2 protein-coding genes are annotated in these 18,817 nt (G+C 52.6%); both read left to right on the top strand.

The genetic code is table 11. The features are described from left to right. Window positions 1–657, top strand: a complete 657-nt coding sequence (locus SH302x_RS17510) for a response regulator transcription factor (protein WP_479363731.1) — start codon at window positions 1–3, stop codon at window positions 655–657. A gap of 202 nt (window positions 658–859) precedes the next feature. Beyond that, window positions 860–18,817, top strand: a complete 17,958-nt coding sequence (locus tag SH302x_RS17505; protein WP_479363729.1) for a PKD domain-containing protein — start codon at window positions 860–862, stop codon at window positions 18,815–18,817.

The following is an 18,817-nucleotide window of genomic DNA, read 5'->3' as shown; positions in this document are numbered from 1 at the left end:
ATGGTGGACATGTGTGCGGCCAACGTGGTGTTGTGGCGTTGTGGGTCGGGAGTCTGGTCGCCTGACGAAGCTGGCATGGTATCGGCTCGCTGTTTAGTTTTGCCAGAAGCGAGCAGCTCGCGCATGGAGCGGTTGTTGACCCAATGCCCTGTTGGGGCTGCGATGCGCGGCACTTTGTCACCACTGCCCAACGACTGCAAGCTGAAAGTCGCGTCTTCATGGAACTTGTCGGACGATCAAATCTGGTCAAATGGTTCCGCGGTTGGGCAGGATTGGTTGCAGCAGGGACTGGGGGAATGGCTGCTGTGTGTGCATCAAGTGCAACCGGAACGCTGGGCGGAACTGGTGATGATTTGGGCACCGGAAAATAAGAACTGCGATTCAAATGCTCAGACTTTAATCGTCACCGCGTTAGAGCATATTGGTTTGCTGCATCCGCAGGCGAGCATTTCACATGCCGATCGATTGAGTGCCGAGTTGTCGGGGCGTCATCGCGCTGTGTTGAGCCTGATTCTAAGGGGACACACACGAAAGCAGATCGCTTCGGATTTGGGCATCAGCACGCATACTGTCAACGATTATTGCAAGAACATCTACTCGAAGTATCAAGTGAACTCGGCGACGGAGTTAGCGGCGCGTTTCTTGAAGTTAAAGTGAGCGCAAGATGAAAAATGCAAGCTTACCCTAATATTGGGGGTTGGCTTTCTGAACAGTTGGACTCAGATTACAGAAAACCGCATGTTGCGTTTGCGCTTCATGCTCTACTTCGGTTGGATTGTCAAAACCGCGGAGCGTTTGGCTTGATTTCTGAAGTTGCCCCTCAGACTTCGTTCTTCCCACCTACCAAGTGTTCGCTCGCATGTATCCAAAACTCTCCCGCCGCCGCACGCTTTTGGAAAACCTTCGCCGATTACGATTGAGGGCTGCCGGTCGGCAACGAAACTTCCGACGTTTGTTTCGCCAGAGTTGGAGGTCATTGCAGATCGAACCGCTGGATGCTAGGAAACTATTGGCAATCGATATTGTGGCGGTTGGGCCGGATGTCGGTCATCTCAATGATATGTCAAGCTTCTGTCAGGAAGGAACGCTCGTAGTCAACGGAACGTTGGCATCGAATGTGACTGTCGCTTCGGGATCCAACTTGAAGGGGTCCGGCACCATTGTCGGCGCGACCACGATTCAAAGCGGCGGTAGGGCTAGTCCCGGAAACAGTCCTGGTATCTTGAACACCGGCGACTTCGAACTCATTCTTGGGGCAACGCTTGAGATTGAAATCGGCGGCCAAGGCGCGAACCCTGGGACAGATTACGACCAAGTCAATGTGACTGGGACAGTGACGTTAGCGGGCGATTTGGACGTCATCCGCTGGAGTGACTTTTCGTTCGGCGAAAGCTATATCATCATCAACAACGATGGGGTCGATCCAGTAGTTGGCAATTTTGCGGGGTTGCCAGAAGGCGCAACGGTTCAAATCGGCGACAACAACTTCTTCACGATCAGTTATGTCGGTGGAACGGGGAACGATGTGGTGCTGACTTCGATCAGTGGCATGCGTCAAGTGGAAACGGTGGCCAATAGCGGCGCTGGATCGCTGCGCCAAGCGATCGAGGATGCGAACTCAAGTGCAGGTCCCGACGTGATCACTTTCGGAATCAGTGGTCCAGGGCCACATGTGATTGCACCGCTGGGTGCCCTGCCAGATATCAGCCAGACGATCATTATTGACGGCAGGACACAGCCTGGCTACAGCGGGGCGCCGTTGATTGAACTGGACGGAAGCAACATTGTCGCGCCGACCAATGGTCTCCAAATCAATGCTGCGAACTCAATCGTGCGAGGGTTGTCGATCGTCGATTGGTCGTTTGCAGGGATCATTGTCAACAATAACAATATCAGGATTCAATCGAACTATATCGGTGTACGAGCCGACGGTTCTAGCGGCGGGAACGCCAGCGGCGGCGTTTGGATCTACATCGGCGACAACAACTTTATCGGTACCGATGGCGATGGCGTGAATGATGCCAACGAAGGCAACGTCATTAGCAGTAATAACTCGGTGGGCGTTTATCTGCAAAGCGGCTCTGAAGACAACACGATCGCGGGCAACATCATTGGTCTTAATCCAAGTGGTACAGCGGCCGTGGGGACACAGCAGTATGGCATTTGGCTGTTTGATAACTTGGTTACGGGCACTATCATCGGTACAGACGGCGACGGCGTGAGCGATGCGCTCGAGCGAAACATCATCTCGGGTAACAGCGACATAGGCATTCGCATTGATGGAGCTGACAATTCGATTATCGCTGGCAACATCATCGGGCTCAATGCGGCAGGTACTGCGGCGATCGCTGGTGGGCAAGCTGGTATCTCGTTGGGCGAAGGAACAGCGAATACGCGGATCGGTACGGATGCGAACGGGACTTCCGATAGTCTAGAGCGAAACATTATCGGCGGCAGCGTCGCGAACCCCAGTGGAAATAGTTATGGGATTGCACTTTCTGGTACAGGCACGATCAACAATGTGATCGCGGGCAACTACATCGGACTGGCCGCAGATGGCGATACGGTAATTGCTAACGCTGTAGGAGTGCAATTGACCAATATCTTCGTTGGAGAAAACACGGTTGGTGGAGCGTCAGTTGCCAGTCGCAATGTGATCAGCGGTAACACGGGAAGCGGAGTGCAATTGAATGCGGCGCCGGGTTCTTTGATTGTTGGCAACTTTATCGGCACCGATGCGACCGGAACGCAAGCTCGAGGCAACCTGCGAGGAGTGCTCAGCCAAAACGGTGCCTTCGGAACCGTCGGCGGTCCGCTTGCGGGGCAAGGGAACCTGATATCTGGCAATACGAGTTCTCAGATTACCAGCAGCAACGGTGCGGCGGGTGGCTTGATTCAAGGCAACATCATCGGTTTGAACGTTACCGGAGATGAGCTCGTCACGGGTGGAACATCAGGCATCTCCAGTACCGTTGGCTCGCGTCCTGGTTTGCAGATCGTTGACAACACGGTTGCCGGCTACGCAATCAACATCGACGTCAATGCCAGTGATTTTGTCATTCAAGGGAATCGAATTGGGACTGATGTGACTGGGCTACTGCCACTGGGCGGAGCTATCGGCATCAACATCGCCAGTGGTGCCGCGAACACTCAGATCGGTGGTTTTACGACGACGCCGGGAACTGGCCCGGGGAACGTGATCGCCGGCACAACTTCCAGAGGTATCCTACTCGCTTCTTCGGCCGGCAATACAACGCTGATTCGCGGCAACATCATTGGACTTGCCGCCGACGGGACGACCGACATCACCATTTCCGGCGAAGGTATTCGCGTGCAAGGCGGACTCAGTGCGCGAATCGGTGGCGATGACGGAGCGGATGGAAATGTGGACGGTGTGATAGAAGCTCGCAACATCATTTCAGGCTTCGGTGCTGCGAACCAAGCGGGCATTGGCTTCAGTGCCAGCGGATCGAATCTCAATACGGTGATTCAAGGCAACTATATCGGCACCGATATCACCGGTTCGCTGGCTCGCGGCAACTATACCGGTATTGCTATTGGAAACGCACCTGGCACAACCGTGGGTGGAACGACCGCCGGGGCTGGCAATCTCATTTCCGCGAACGCTCAACAAGGCGTCTATATCTTTGTCAATGGTGCTTCGACAGTGCAAGGCAACATCATCGGCTTGGACGCCGCCGGTGATGCAATTTTGGGCAACAGTTTCGGAGTTCAAATAACAACTTCGAATAACTTAATCGGTGGCACCGCCCCTGGTGCCCGTAATGTGATCAGCGGCAACAACGAAGGCATCCAAATTACGGGCGCTACCACTACCGCCAACACAATCCAGGGCAACTTCATTGGTACCGATATCACCGGCTTGCTGGATCGCGGCAACGATACTGGTATTCAGATCATCTCTGCCGTGGGAACGACCATTGGTGGCGCCATCGCCGGCGCGGGCAACGTCATTTCAGGCAATGACACTGGAGTGTTGATCGAGTCGTTCACAGCCGATCCGACTTCGACGTTGATCGCTGGCAATTACATCGGAGTCGACGTGACAGGCGCTGGAGCGCTGGGTAATGAATTTGATGGAATCGACATTCGGACAGCAGGCAATACCATCGGCGGCACTGATCCGCTGGCACGCAACATTATCTCGGGCAACGGCCAGCGCGGTATCGTGATCAGCGGTGTGAACGCGGTCGGAAATACAGTTGCCGGCAACTTCATTGGAACGGATGTGGCAGGGATTACCGCAATTCCTAACTTAGAAGGCATCCGTGTTTCAGCGACCGGCAATACGATCGGCGGAAGTTTGGCTGGTGCTGGCAATCTGATTAGCGGCAATGATGGAATTGGCGTCTGGATTCTTGGGGCATCCAATTCCGTGTTGGGGAATTTGATCGGTACCGACGTTACCGGGACTTTGGCATTAGGAAATTTGCTGCAAGGGATTCGGCTGCAAGGTAACTTCAATACGATCGGTGGGCCAAACCCAAGCGATCGGAACATCATTAGTGGAAACCTAGCTAGCGGGATATCAGTGCTTGCTGCCGCAAGTAACCTTGTCGAAGGAAACTATATCGGTGTGAGTCAGTCAGGATTAGCATCTTTAGCCAATCAAGGCTCAGGGGTTGAAATTAGCGCTGGTTCCAGCGAAACAACCGTTCGTGGAAACGTCATCAGCAGCAATCAGTTTCACGGAATTCATATGGGCCATGCTGGCGCGGAGGATAACGTCGTTGTCGGAAACATCATCGGGTTGGATGCAACGGGCACATTCGCCTTGGGAAATAACGAAAGAGGTGTTTATATCGGCGAAGGAGTTGGCAACCAGATTGGAGACGGGACGTTGCTGGGCCGCAATATCATTTCAGGTAACCTAAGCAATGGAGTTGAGATTGCTGGTTTCTTTGCAAATAACAACTCGGTGCGTGGCAATTTCATTGGCACGGACTCGACCGGAAGCACGGCCATTCCAAACGCCAATGGTATTCAAGTCAACGCCGCTTCGAATACAACCATTGGTGGAACTGTAGTCGGCTATGGAAACGTGATATCTGGGAATACCAACGGCATTTCGATCAGTTCGGTATCCTCCGGCACGACAAACATACAAGGCAACTTGATCGGTACGACAGCGGATGGATTAAGTGCGCTGGGGAACTCAGCAAACGGGATTTGGATCACTGATTCCAATAATACTGTGGTGGGCGGCTCAACCGCCTCAGCAAGGAACGTGATTTCCGCGACCACAAACATCGGATTCTGGTTCAACGACGGAAACGGAATTTCGGTGGATGGGAATTCGAACGGTACGATTATTCGTGGCAATTTCATTGGTACTGACATAACCGGAAATGCCGCTCTGCCGAACGCAGATGCGGGCATTGGCGGTTCGGGCATGAGCGGCTCATTGACTATTGGTGGTAGCCTGCCCGGAGAGGGCAACGTTATTTCTGGTAACGTTCACTCTGGAATTACCTTGAACGACTCAGTGAATGTCACGATACAAGGAAATCGAATTGGTACGAATGTGGCTGGCACTGATGCCCTGGTGAATGGCCAGCGAGCGATACATCAATCTGCCGGATCGAACTGGACAATAGGCGGTTCCAGCGATTGGTCCAGCGGCGAATTACAAGGTGCCGGAAATCTCATTGTTGGTAGCGGCGGCGGCTTCAATCTTATCGGAGTTAGTAATAACGCCACTGTTCAAGGCAACATGATTGGAACTGATATCACAGGTACGCTACCACTCGGGTTGGGTTACAACGACATCCGTGCAAGCGGTACAGGCATTCTCATTGGTGGTTCAACGGACGATTTGCGAAACCTTGTTTCTGGCAACTTAGGTCACATATTTTTAGACAATGCCGATGGGGCTGTTGTACAAAACAATTATATCGGTGTCGATCGAACTGGTACTCAACAGGTTGGCTCCGCAGGGCAAGGAGGCATCTTAGTTGGCAATACGACATCAGGGGCATTAATCAGGAATAATGTTATTTCCGGCCGGAGCCAAGGCATCGCTATCTTTGGCGTTGGAACAACAAATAACGCCGTTGAGGGTAACTTTATTGGAACGAATGCCAGCGGTGTTTCTGCGATTCCAAACAATGTAGGAGTTTTGATCGATAACGGGGCCTCGAACAACATCATCGGTGGTACGTCGCTCGCATCTCGGAATTTGATCAGCGGTAACACGACCTATGGCGTGCAAATCTCGGGTGCTGGCACCGACAATAACGTTGTTGTCGGCAACTACATTGGCACAGATGTCACTGGGAATCTGCGCATCGCCAATCAAGACTACGGTGTATTTATTGATGGCGGAGCTCAGTTCAACCGCATTGGTTCCGATGGAGATGGTGTCGACGATGCCGCCGAACGCAATGTCGTCTCTGGGAACGGGTCGATCAGCCAAGAGGCGAACATCAATCTGTTTGGCGTTGGTACTAACTTTAACGTGGTCGCTGGAAACTACGCGGGCCTGAACGCATCGGGAACTGCGTCCCTCGTGAATCCAGGCCGCGGCATTCGTATTGCCGGAGGAGCGGCCTTCAATCGTATTGGAACCGACGGATCCAATGACGCTTTCAATGCTGGCGAACGCAATGTGGTGGCCGGCAATAGCTCGGCGGGAATTTTTATTGCAGGTGACTCCAATGATAATGTGATCGCGGGCAATTGGGTTGGGTTGAACGCTGCTGGGAATGCTGCGCTGGGCAATGGAGCGGACGGTATTTCAATTTCAGGTAGCAAGCGCACGCTGGTCGGTTCCAACGCGGATGGAATCGCCGATGCGTTGGAAGCGAACGTGGTTGTGGGCAGCGGCAACCAAGGTGGCATCTTGATCGCAGATCCAGGCGCTCAAGACAATGTGATTGCTGGGAATTTGATTGGAACCAATCCGCTGGGTACCGCGTTGTTGGGCAGCCAACTGCATGGTATAGCCATTGGCAATGACGCCCATGACAATCGTATCGGCGGACTATTGGCCGCCGAAAGAAATATCATCGCTGGTGGTACCGGGAACGGCATCCTAGTCATTCAGTTCGGTGCGTTCCCCACGGGCTATAACACCACTATCCAAGGTAACTATATTGGTACCGACATTACAGGTACACTCGATTTCGGAGCGGCTGGGGCTGGCGTAAAGATCGAAAACTCGTACGGCAACCTTATAGGCGGGAATGTTGCTGGGGCTCGAAATGTAATTAGTGGCCACAGTACTTTTGGAATCGAGATTACAGGTTCGCTTTCCACAAACAACGCAGTTGAAGGAAACTTTGTTGGAACCAATTCGACTGGCTTAGCAGCGATTCCGAATGCAGTGCAAGGTATAGCGATTACGGGAGGGGCTTCTGGAAACCGCATTGGAACAGACGGAGACGGAGTCAATGATACACAGGAACGAAACATCATTTCCGGCAACGGGACGAACGGATTGTGGCTCTCTGGAGCAGGTACAACTGGTAATGTCATCGCTGGAAACTTCATTGGCACCAACGTGACGGGACTGGTCGCATTGCCAAATGGTCATTCAGGCATTTGGATGAATGCTGGTGCCAACGGAAACATCATTGGGACAAACGGAAGCAATGATGCCTACAACGCTAATGAGCGAAATGTCATTTCTGGTAACTTACATTCGGGCATGTATTTAATCGGCAGCGGCACCAACTCCAACGTAATTGCCGGAAACTACATCGGAGTCGACGTGTCTGGCTCGACCGCAATGGGTAACAGCCACTCCGGGATCGTATTTACAGGAGGCGCAAGTCAAAACCGAGTAGGTACAGACGGAAATGGCATTGGAGACCAGAGCGAACGCAACGTGATCTCCGCTAATGTCCAGAACGGAGTTTTGATTTTCGGCGCGGGTACGGACAACAATATCGTGGCGGGGAATCTAATAGGCACTGATCTTACCGGTACGCAGAGCATCGAAAACAATCATGGTATTGTGGTTCAGGATGGCGCGTCCTTCAATCGCATTGGGACGAACGCTGACGGTGTCAGTGATCAGCTTGAACGAAATATCCTGTCGGGGAATATCAACTATGGTTTGTGGTTGTTGAATGCAACTTATACGACGGTTGCTGGCAATTTCATTGGTACAGACATAACCGGCACAGTCTCCGTTGCCAATGGTAGGACTGTATCGGGTGGTGTCTTGATTTCGGCCGGTTCACAATACAACGTGATTGGAACCAATGGAGATGGAATTGGAGATGCGGTCGAAGGAAATCTGATTTCTGGAAACAATGGATGGAATGGATTATGGATTGATGGAGTGAATTCCAATCACAACGTGGTTGCTGGAAATCTTGTTGGAACGGACATCACGGGTACTCTACCGCTGCCGAATAGTGGGATGGGAGTCGAAATTAAAGACGGTGCCAGTTTCAACCGAATCGGCACTAATGCTGACGGATTATCAGATCTTCACGAACGCAACATCATTTCAGCTAACCTAGGATCTGGCGTTTGGATTTGGCAGCAAAGCGGTAGTCCAGTCCCATCAGACAACATCGTCGCCGGGAACTTCATTGGCACGGACATCACGGGAACGCAGGCGTTGGGGAACGCTAGCCGGGGAGTACTGATAGCAGCTGGTTCAACGAGAAACATCATTGGTACGAATAGTGATGGAGTCGGCGATGCGGTAGAAGGTAATTTGATTTCAGGCAATATTTCCCATGGAATCGAGATAAGTGGCGCTGGCACTTCCGAAAACCGCATTGCAGGCAACTACATCGGTATCGATGTTACCGGCAGTACCGCCATTCGAAACAGGGGGAGCGGAGTTGTGTTGCTGTCTGGAGCAACCAACAACACGATCGGTGGTACAACGCTTGCTGCCCGAAATGTTATCTCCGGCAATTCGAATACCGGCGTTTCCAGAGGGGTCTTGTTGAGTGGTCCAGCGACTCAATTCAATACGGTCATCGGTAATTTTATCGGCTTGAATGCTGCGGGCAATGCGGCGATTACCAACGATAACTCAGGGATCTTGATCCAGAATGCCGCTAAGCAGAATATTATTGGTGGACCACTGCCTGAACATCGGAATTATATCAGCGGCAATACATTAGCGGGGATCGCGTTTTCCGGTGCCAACGTGACGCAGAACGTGGCGCAAGGGAATTGGGTTGGCTTGGATGCGAGCGGGACGTTCGCAGTTCCCAATCAAGTAGCCGGCATTGGCTTTGTTGATTTTTCGACAAGCAATACTGCCATTGGTAATGTTGTGTCCGGAAATACCAGCTTGGGAATCTCAATTCAACAGTTCGGCGGTGCGGGAGGCCCATCCAACAACAATCTGGTACAAGGCAATATTGTTGGACTTGATCCAACAGGCAAGTTTGCAATTCCAAACACGGGACTCGGAATCAACATTAGCAGTGGTTCGACTGGTAATACAATTGGCGGTCCCAATGCAGACGAAAGAAATGTAGTCAGCGGCAATACGACCAGCGGTATCTCGCTGTCGGGAACCGGTACGAGTCTCAATACGATTTCCGGAAACTATGTGGGAACGGACATATCGGGAACACTTGCCATTGGCAATGGTAGTACAGGGGTATTTGTTGGAACTGGCGCTGCAAGTAATGTGATCGGTGGGACTTTGATTGGTCATCGAAACTTAATCAGCGGTAATGTAGGCTCAGGTATCCAAATCGATTCAAACAGTAATGTTGTCCAGGGTAATTACGTTGGTGTAAACGTACAGGGAAACCAAGCGTTGTCCAATCAAGGGCGTGGGATTTTCATTCAGGGGGCAGGTAACGTTATTGGTGGTGTGGATTCGAGCTCTCGGAACATCGTTTCAGGTAACTGGATTCAAGGTATTGAGCTTCGCAACGCTGGTGCTACCCTAAACACAATTCAAGGCAACTTTATTGGCACAGATGCCGCAGGAACGTCTGCGATCGGAAATGGCGGGAACGGCTTGACTTTGGGCTTTGGGGCGGCATCAAATGTCGCTTCCAACAATGTCATATCAGGTAATCAACGCGGTGTCTTGATACGTGAAGTCGGCTCGGACAATAACTGGATTTATGGCAATCTGATTGGCACTGATGCGACAGGGACCAGCCTTATCCCAAACGTGGCCGCACAGGGCGTTTTGCTGCAAAACGGCGTTCAATCTAACATCATCGGAACCAACGGCGATGGCGTTGCTGATGAATCTGAACGGAATGTAGTCTCTGGCAATTCGGGAGCGGGGATCAGTCTTTCAACTTTCATCGGGATTAGCCCGACTAGCAATACCATTGCCGGCAACTACATCGGCACAGATGTGACTGGCACCTTGGCGATGGGCAATCAAGGTTACGGAATCAGCATCGAGAATAGCTCCGCGGGCAATCAAATCGGATTGAGTGTACTCCATGGCGGGAATTTGATCAGCGGTAATGCGACTGGTGGAGTGTTGCACAGTAGCGGAAACTCCAACGAAATCCTTAACAATCGAATTGGCACGGACATTACCGGCGTGTTTGATCTTGGCAATAGCGGGCCAGGGATCAGTGTTACCAATGGTTGGGCAGTGGTCGGTGGCGTGGCGGCTAACCAAGCTAATCGTATTGCGTTCAACTCCGCCGGGGTGGTTGTGACCGGTAGCGGTCGAGCGGCCATTCGCGGCAATGCGATCTTTGATAACGTTGGATTGGGCATCGATCTGGGTAACGATGGAGTCACCGCCAATGACAGTGGCGACGGCGATATTGGACCCAGCGGTTTGCAGAATTATCCTACGCTCAATAACGCGACGGCCGGTGGCGCAACGCGTATTGTCGGCCAGCTTGATAGCGTACCAAGCGAAACATTCTTCATCGATTTTTATACTTCCACGGCCGTCGATAGCAGCGGTCACGGCGAAGGAAAAAGGTACCTCGGATCTACTTCTGTTTCCACCAACTTAAGTGGACTAGCGGTGTTCGACGTTACCATCGGCGCGGCGACTCTTTCGGGTGAAGTCATCACGGCCATCGCGACCGATACCGCGGGCAATAGCAGCGAGTTTTCGTTTGCCATTGGCGCGACCAACAATTTGCCGCCGACGATTGCTTCCAGCGATCTGATCTTGACGGAAGTCCTCGGCGAAGATGGCTTTGGACAACCGCTGCAGGTCTTCGTAGAAGGCAGTACCGTGCGGCTGGATGGCTTGTTCGACAACGCCGATACCAACAATGGTCATGATGTGACGATCGATTGGGGTGATGGCACGCCCGTCACGACGATCTTTGTACCAAGTGCTGCTCCAGGCTTCCCAGACCCACGCGGATTTACCGGGCAACATATCTATCGCGATGACAAGCCGACCGGAGTTCCGACCGCGACTTACACGATTACCGTCATCGTCAGCGATCGCGATGATGGTGCGACGGGAGCGGGATCGATCCTCGTCACGATTGAGAATCAAGCGCCGCAGTTCAGCGGTCCATTGCAGTTGGTTCCAGCAACAGGTTTTGAAGGCAGTTCGGCCACGCTGATCGGCTCGTTCGAAGACGCCGGCGAAGACCAACATACTTTGTTGATCGATTGGGGAGATGGGACTGCGGTGCAGACGGTTGTACTGCCACTAGGCGCACGATCCTTTAGCGTCCCGCACTTGTTCGCAAACAATAGCGATCAAGTTACGGTGACTATTCGTGATGATGACACGGGCGCAGCTACTGTAACGCAGTCGGTTGTGATCCAGAACTTGCCGCCATCGGCAGCGATCCTTGGGCCAACCAGTGGTGTCGAAGGCAGCACGTTGAGCTTCACTGCCATCGCGACCGATCCCGGCGTGCTGGATGTGCTGACCAAAGAGTGGCTAGTGCTTAAGGATGGCGAGCCGATCTTGGATGGCGTCGGTGACCAGTTTACGTTTACTCCCGTGGATAATGGCAGCTATATAATCGAGCTTACGGTTCGTGATGATGAGGGAGCGACGGCAACGGCTTTGCGGAGCGTTACTGTGGCCAACGCGGTACCAACAGTTCCTTTAGCTAGTCTGCAAGTGCTCGACGCCAACGGTTCGCCGCTGACGGTTATTCCTGAAGGCAGCATGTTTACGCTTACAGGTTCGATTGTGGACCCTGGTCTTGAAGACTCGCAAATCGTAAGCATCCGCTGGGGCGATGGTTCGCCCGATTTGATTTTGAATCTTGATGCTGGTGTTGGCAGTTTTACTGCGACGCACATTTACGCAGACGACAATCCAACCGGCAGTCCCATCGACTCGTATCAGATTCGCGTATCGGTGACTGACAAAGACGGCGGCAACAGCAGCACCTTTACCAATGTTCTGGTGGCCAACGTAGCGCCTACTGTCCGCTTGGAAGACAACGGTAGTGATCCGACGACGGTTCGACTGCGAGCGATCGTGACGGACCCTTCGCCGGAAGATACGTTCGTCTACCATTGGCAGGTTGGAGTTCCCATTCCGGTTGGTACCGTGGTTGATCAAGCGACTATTGAGTTCCCAAGACCAGCGGCTAGCAGTGGAACGGTGCAAATTACCGTGACCGATGATGACAGTGGTTCAGCCACGGCGACAGCGATCTTTGTAGCGGGCACTGACCTAGCAGATGTGATCACTATTGATCCAGGAACGCAAGCTGGGGAAGTGACCGTTACGGTGCAAACTGGAGCGTTGATTAGCTCGCAAGATTTCCCCATTAGCGATGTCGTGATTATTGCCGCCGCCGGTAGCAACGACACGATCACGATCAACTCGTTGTTGGACATAGACGCATACATCGATGCGGGAGACGGCGACGACACGATCATTGCGTCCAGTGGGAACGACATCTTGATTGGCGGGCCGGGCAACGATTTGATCTTGGCTGGCGATGGAAATAACATCGTTGACGTTAGTGAAGGCGATGATACTGCCGTCACGGGATCTGGGGATGACGTGATTCGCATCTGGGGTTTTAGCAGCAAAACACTCACGGACTTTGGCGGAAATGACACGCTGGACTTCAGTGGCGTGACGACAGCGTCCAGCGATGAAGCTGATGGAGTCACGTTGGACTTAAGTTTGAGTTCAGGTGAAATTCAAACGGTTCGTACAGGTGGGACGGTGTCGCTGCTGGGTAGTTTTGAAAATGCAATCGGAACGCCCTTTAAAGATGTCTTCACGGGCAGCACGGAAAACAATTTGATCTTTGGTGGCTTGGGTGATGACACCATCTATTCAGGAGGCGGTAACGACTCGTTAGGTGGTGGCGATGGCAACGATCTGATCTTTGGCGGTTCTTTTGGCGATGCAACGATCGATGGCGGCAACGGCGATGATTCGATTATCGGCGGTGGTGGTAACGATTTAATTTTTGGCGGGTTTGGCGATGACTCGATTCTGTCGGGCGAAGGCAACGAATCGATCGACGGCGGTGAAGGCAACGACTTGATCTTCGGCAGCTTCGGTGATGATACGATCTACGGTGGAGGAGGAAACGATTCGATTATCGGTGGCAGCGGAAACGACTTAATTTTCGGTGGCTTTGGCGATGACACGATCTTTTCCGGCAGCGGCAATGAAACGATCGACGGCGGCGAAGGCAATGATTTGATCTTCGGGGGCGATGGGTTTAGCAGCAGTACCATCAGTGGCGGTGGCGGTAACGATACGATCGTTGGCGGAAACGGTAACGACCTGATCTTCGGCGGATTCGGTGATGATTCAATCGTGGCTGGAGAAGGCGATCAATCGATCAGTGGAGGCGAAGGCAACGATTTGATCTTCGGTGGTTTTGGCGGATCTTCGACGATTGATGGCGGAGCGGGCAATGACTCGATCATCGGTGGCAGCGGCAATGATTTGATCTTCGGAGGCTTTGGCGATGATACGATCTACGCGGGCTCTGGAAGTCAAACAATAATAGGTGGCAGTGGAAATGACCTGATCTTTGGCAGCTTGTTTGGCGGCAGCGATACGATCGATGGCGGCTACGGCAATGATTCGATCGTTGGCGGTAATGGCAATGATCTGATCTTTGGTGGTTATGGCGACGACACCATTTCCGGAGGCAGCGGCGAATCGACGATCGTCGGCGGTAACGGCAACGACATGATATTCGGAGGGACCGGCAGCAGCACGATCGATGGTGGCAGTGGCAATGATTCCATCGTTGGCGGCAGCGGCAATGATCTGATCTTCGGCGGTTTCGGCGATGACACGATCTACTCCTCCGGCGGCAATTCTTCGATCGATGGTGGCAGCGGTAACGATCTGATCTTCGGCGGGTCGTACGGTGCGAGCACGATTGTAGCGGGCTCCGGCGATGATTCGATCATTGGCGGAGGCGGCAACGATCTGATCTTCGGCGGCTACGGCGATGATACGATTGTGGGTGGAAGTGGCAATGAGACAATCGTTGGCGGCGAAGGGAACGATTTGATCTTTGGTGGCTATGGAAATACCACGATCGATGGCGGTAATGGAAACGATTCGATCATCGGCAGCGGTGGCAACGATCTGATTTTTGGAGGCTTTGGTGATGACACCATCCATTCGGGCGGTGGAAACGAGTCCATCGATGGTGGTAGTGGGAACGATTTAATTTTCGGCGGTAGCTACGGTTCATCTACGCTTAACGGGGGCAACGGAAACGATTCGATCATTGGCGGCCAAGGCAACGATTTTATCTTTGGCGGTTTTGGAAATGACACCATCATCGGTGGCAGTGGTAACGAATCCATTGATGGTGGTGAAGGCAACGACTTGATCTTTGGTGGCTATGGAAACAGCACACTCAATGGTGGTGGCGGGAACGACTCTATCATTGGAAGCAGTGGCAACGATCTGATCTTTGGCGGCCCCGGCAACGACACGATCCGAGCTGGCTTGGGGAACGATTCGATCGATGGCGGTGATGGCAACGATCTGATTTTCGGTGGATCTGTGGGGACTAGTACGATTGACGGCGGCAACGGCAACGACACGATCGTTGGTGGCAGCGGCAATGATCTGATCTTTGGCGGTTATGGCAACGATTCAATCATAGGTGGTAGCGGCAACGAATCGATCGACGGCGGCGACGGTAACGACCTGATCTTTGGTGGATACGGCGGCGACAATACGATCAGCGGCGGAAACGGCGATGATTCAATTATCGGCGGCAGCGGAAATGATTTGATCTTCGGTGGATTTGGTAATGATACGATCGGTGGCGGAAGTGGGAGTGCCACGTTGATTGGCGGCGAAGGCAACGACATGATCTTCGGAGCGGCTGATGCGGACATCACGTTGACTGCGACGACGTTAAGCGTTGGGGCGTTGAGCTTCTCTATTGCGGAGTTCGAACGCGGGCTTTTAATTGGCGGCAATTCAGGCAATACGCTGGACGCATCGGCGAGTCCACTGCCAGTCAAGCTGGTTGGTGGCACTGGAAACGATATGCTGATCGGCAGTCCGATGGGATCGCGCTTTGAACCCAGCAGCGGCAACGATGTCTTGATCGGTGGAGTTGGACCGGACTGGTATCACTTTACGAACCTTGATTCGGGAAGTAAGACCATCACGGATCTGGGCGGCGAAGATACATTGGATTTCCGAGGCTTCTTTGCCCCGATCGAAGTCGATCTCGCGGTCAGTGCCACACAACATGTGGGCGGTTTCCTGTACTTGACGATCCCCACGAACCTAGAAAACGTGTATGGAACCGATTTCGACGATCGACTGTTGGGTAATGAGTTAAACAACAAGCTGTATGGTTTGGGAGGAGCTGATTACCTGGAAGGTCGCGATGGCGATGATATTTTGCAAGCGGGTTTGCGCCGAACCGTCTTCTTGGATTTTGATTCAGCGACCGAGCCGGGCGAGTATCAGTACAGCCAAGTTGAACGAGATGCGATTCAGGCTCGCATCGAGCAGGATTATGCTCCGTTTGATATCGAGTTTACGCAGTCGATGCCGACAACGGACCAATTCGTATCGATTATCTTTAACGCGGCAGTTTACTTGCCTGGCTCGCGATTCGTGTTAGGTGGCATCAGCAATCGCATCGGTTGGCGTGAACTTTCGATCGAAGATTTCGTGCAAGTCGACGTCAATGGGTTCTTTGGAACGGGTGTAAACCAGTTACCACCGACCAGCGAAAACTACATCGCACTTTCAAGCACTATCGCTGCACATGAGCTAGGTCACACCTATGGCCTTCGCCATCAAGATGCCTTCGGACCTCCGGGCAGTGGCGTCTTCGCGGGGCTGGATAACGCTGGACGTTATCGTCCGATTTACACTGGACCAGCGGCTGCGGAAGAGACGCGATTGCATATCATGGCATCTCCAGCATCGATTGGCACGTCGTTGATCGATGCGCTGGGCAATCCATTCTTCGGCGAGCGTGAAGCGCTCAAGCTTGCGTTTGCGGAAAATGGCCGCATGATTTCCGAAGCGGCAATGCGTTTGCTGCATGGTGTTACAGGTGTGATTGATTTGGGCGAACTGCCGTATCTGACGGTCCCCAACACGGTCGTGCAGGGCGTCAACGCTGGAAAAGAGTTGTCCGCGGCGGCAATTAGTGTGCAAGGTCGTATCGATCTGACGACTGGCGGTGTAAGTGAAAGCGACTATTACACCTTCACTGGCCGAGGCGGCGATGTTGTGACCATCGAAGTGCTCAGCCAAGTGTTACGTCATCGCGTGTTCAATCCCATTGATTCGATTGTCCGCGTTTTTGACGAGAACGGCAATAAAGTCGCTTACTATTCGAGTATCCTTGGTGCGTTCAATGACGATCAGTTTGAGCCGACCGATTCTACATTGTTAGATTTGATTTTGCCCGGTGCGATCGGCCAAGTGCAGACGTTTACGGTCGAAGTCGACACGTTCAGTTTCTATCACCCGGAGATTTCCAGTTATCTGGGTGGCTTTAACATACTCGGCTTCTGTTCGGCCAATCCGTTGCATATCGCATGCGCCGACAACGACACTGGGGAATACGAGTTATTCATCTATCGATTCGACGGCACGATCGCGCAATCTGCAGCCGGCGATACACTTAGTGGCGGTTCTGGTGCGGATACGTATATCGGGAATTCGGCGAAAGAATTACTACTGGGCTTTAACCCTGCTAATGGCGACGTTTTGTTTGATAGCTCTGGCGGCGGATTCTTCTCCAATGAGCCACCGGTGCTGGATTTGATTGTTGACCAAACCGTTTCGGAAGGCAGTACGCTGACGTTCGTAGCCAGTGCGACGGATGTCGATAGCGTAAATCTGCTGTGGAGTATTGAGCCGGTCAATGGCCAGCCGTTCCCGGTGGGTGCGTCGATCAATCCAGTCACAGGCGAGTTCAGCTTTACGGGAGTAGACGATGCCGAGTATCAAGTTCGCATCCGAGTCGCTGATGCTTCGGGGCTGTTTGACAGTCAGATCGTATCCATTTCCGTTACGAATGTCGCGCCGATCGTCGAAGCCGGATTACCAATCGTCGCAAATGAAGGTGACTCAATTACTTTAGCGGGCAGCTTTACTGACGTGGGGGTATTGGACACTCATGCGGTACTGTGGGAGGTTCGCGACGCAAGCAACAACGTCGTCGCAACATCAACCGATCTGGTGTTTGATTTCACAGCGATCGACGATGGTGTTTACTACGCCACGCTGACAGTTACGGACAACGACGGAGCCAGTGCTTTCGATGCGGTCGAAGTAACTGTGGCCAATCGAGCTCCGGTGGTTACGTTATTGGAAGTTGCAGCCGTGGGAACTGCTGGCGAAGTCAGCTTGACGGCCACTTTCACTGACGCTGGGCTGTTGGATAATCATACAGCGCTGATCAACTGGGGGGATGGAACCGTTCAAGCGATCTCGGTAACACAGTTCTCCGGCGGCGGTTCGATTTTGGCCAGCCATGTGTACGCCAGCAGTGGCACGTACACTGTAACGCTGACCATAACTGACAACGGTAATGCGGTTGCCTCGGCCACTCAGGCGGTACTGGCAACGGTGACACCTTTGGGGGGGACGGTTGAGATCGTCAATGGGCAGCTTCAAATCATCGGCACCTCAGCCGCGGACGAGATTCGTGTTTACCAGTTGCTTGGTGTGTATGCTGTTTTCGCCAGCTTCCTTCCATCGCCGGGTGTTGTAATCTTCTGGGAAAACCCAATCCATTCGATCTTTATTGACGGCGGCGATGGCGACGACTTGATTGACGTGAGCTTTTTCGTAACGAATTTAACCGAGATCTATGGTGGAGCCGGGAATGATACCATCTTCGGTGGTTTTGGTGACGACCTGATCGATGGCGGAACTGGCAACGATTATATTGATGGCCGCACGGGCAATGATACGATCTTTGGTGGCGCGGGCGACGATACGATCTACGGGGGCGCTGGAGATGATATCATTCGTGGTGGCGACGGAAATGATCAGATCTTTGGCGAAGCGGGCAATGATATCTTGATTGGCGATGATGGCGACGACTTCCTAGATGGCGGTCATGGCCGCGATATCTTGATTGGCGGAATGGGGGCCGACACCATAGAAGGCGATCAAGGTGAAGATATCTTGATTGGCGGCTATACCATCTACGACAATCATGATCTGGCTTTAAAATCGATCCTTCAAGAGTGGACATCGAATCGGAACTTCAATACAAGAGTCGCGAATATCCGCGGAACAGGATCGGGGACACGCAGCAACGGCAACTTCTTCTTGAAGGCCAATCAAACGGTGCTCAATGACACATCGGTTGATAAATTGAAGGGTGAAGCGAACAGAGATTGGTTCTTCAAATCGCTGGAAGATGATGTGCTGGATAAGAACGGCAGCGATATTCAAGATGATTTGATTTAG

The sequence above is a fragment of the Njordella calcicola genome, from assembly GCF_056494125.1.
The sequence above is the reverse complement of the archived record's forward strand: the minus strand, read 5'-3'. Positions and strand labels throughout refer to the sequence as shown.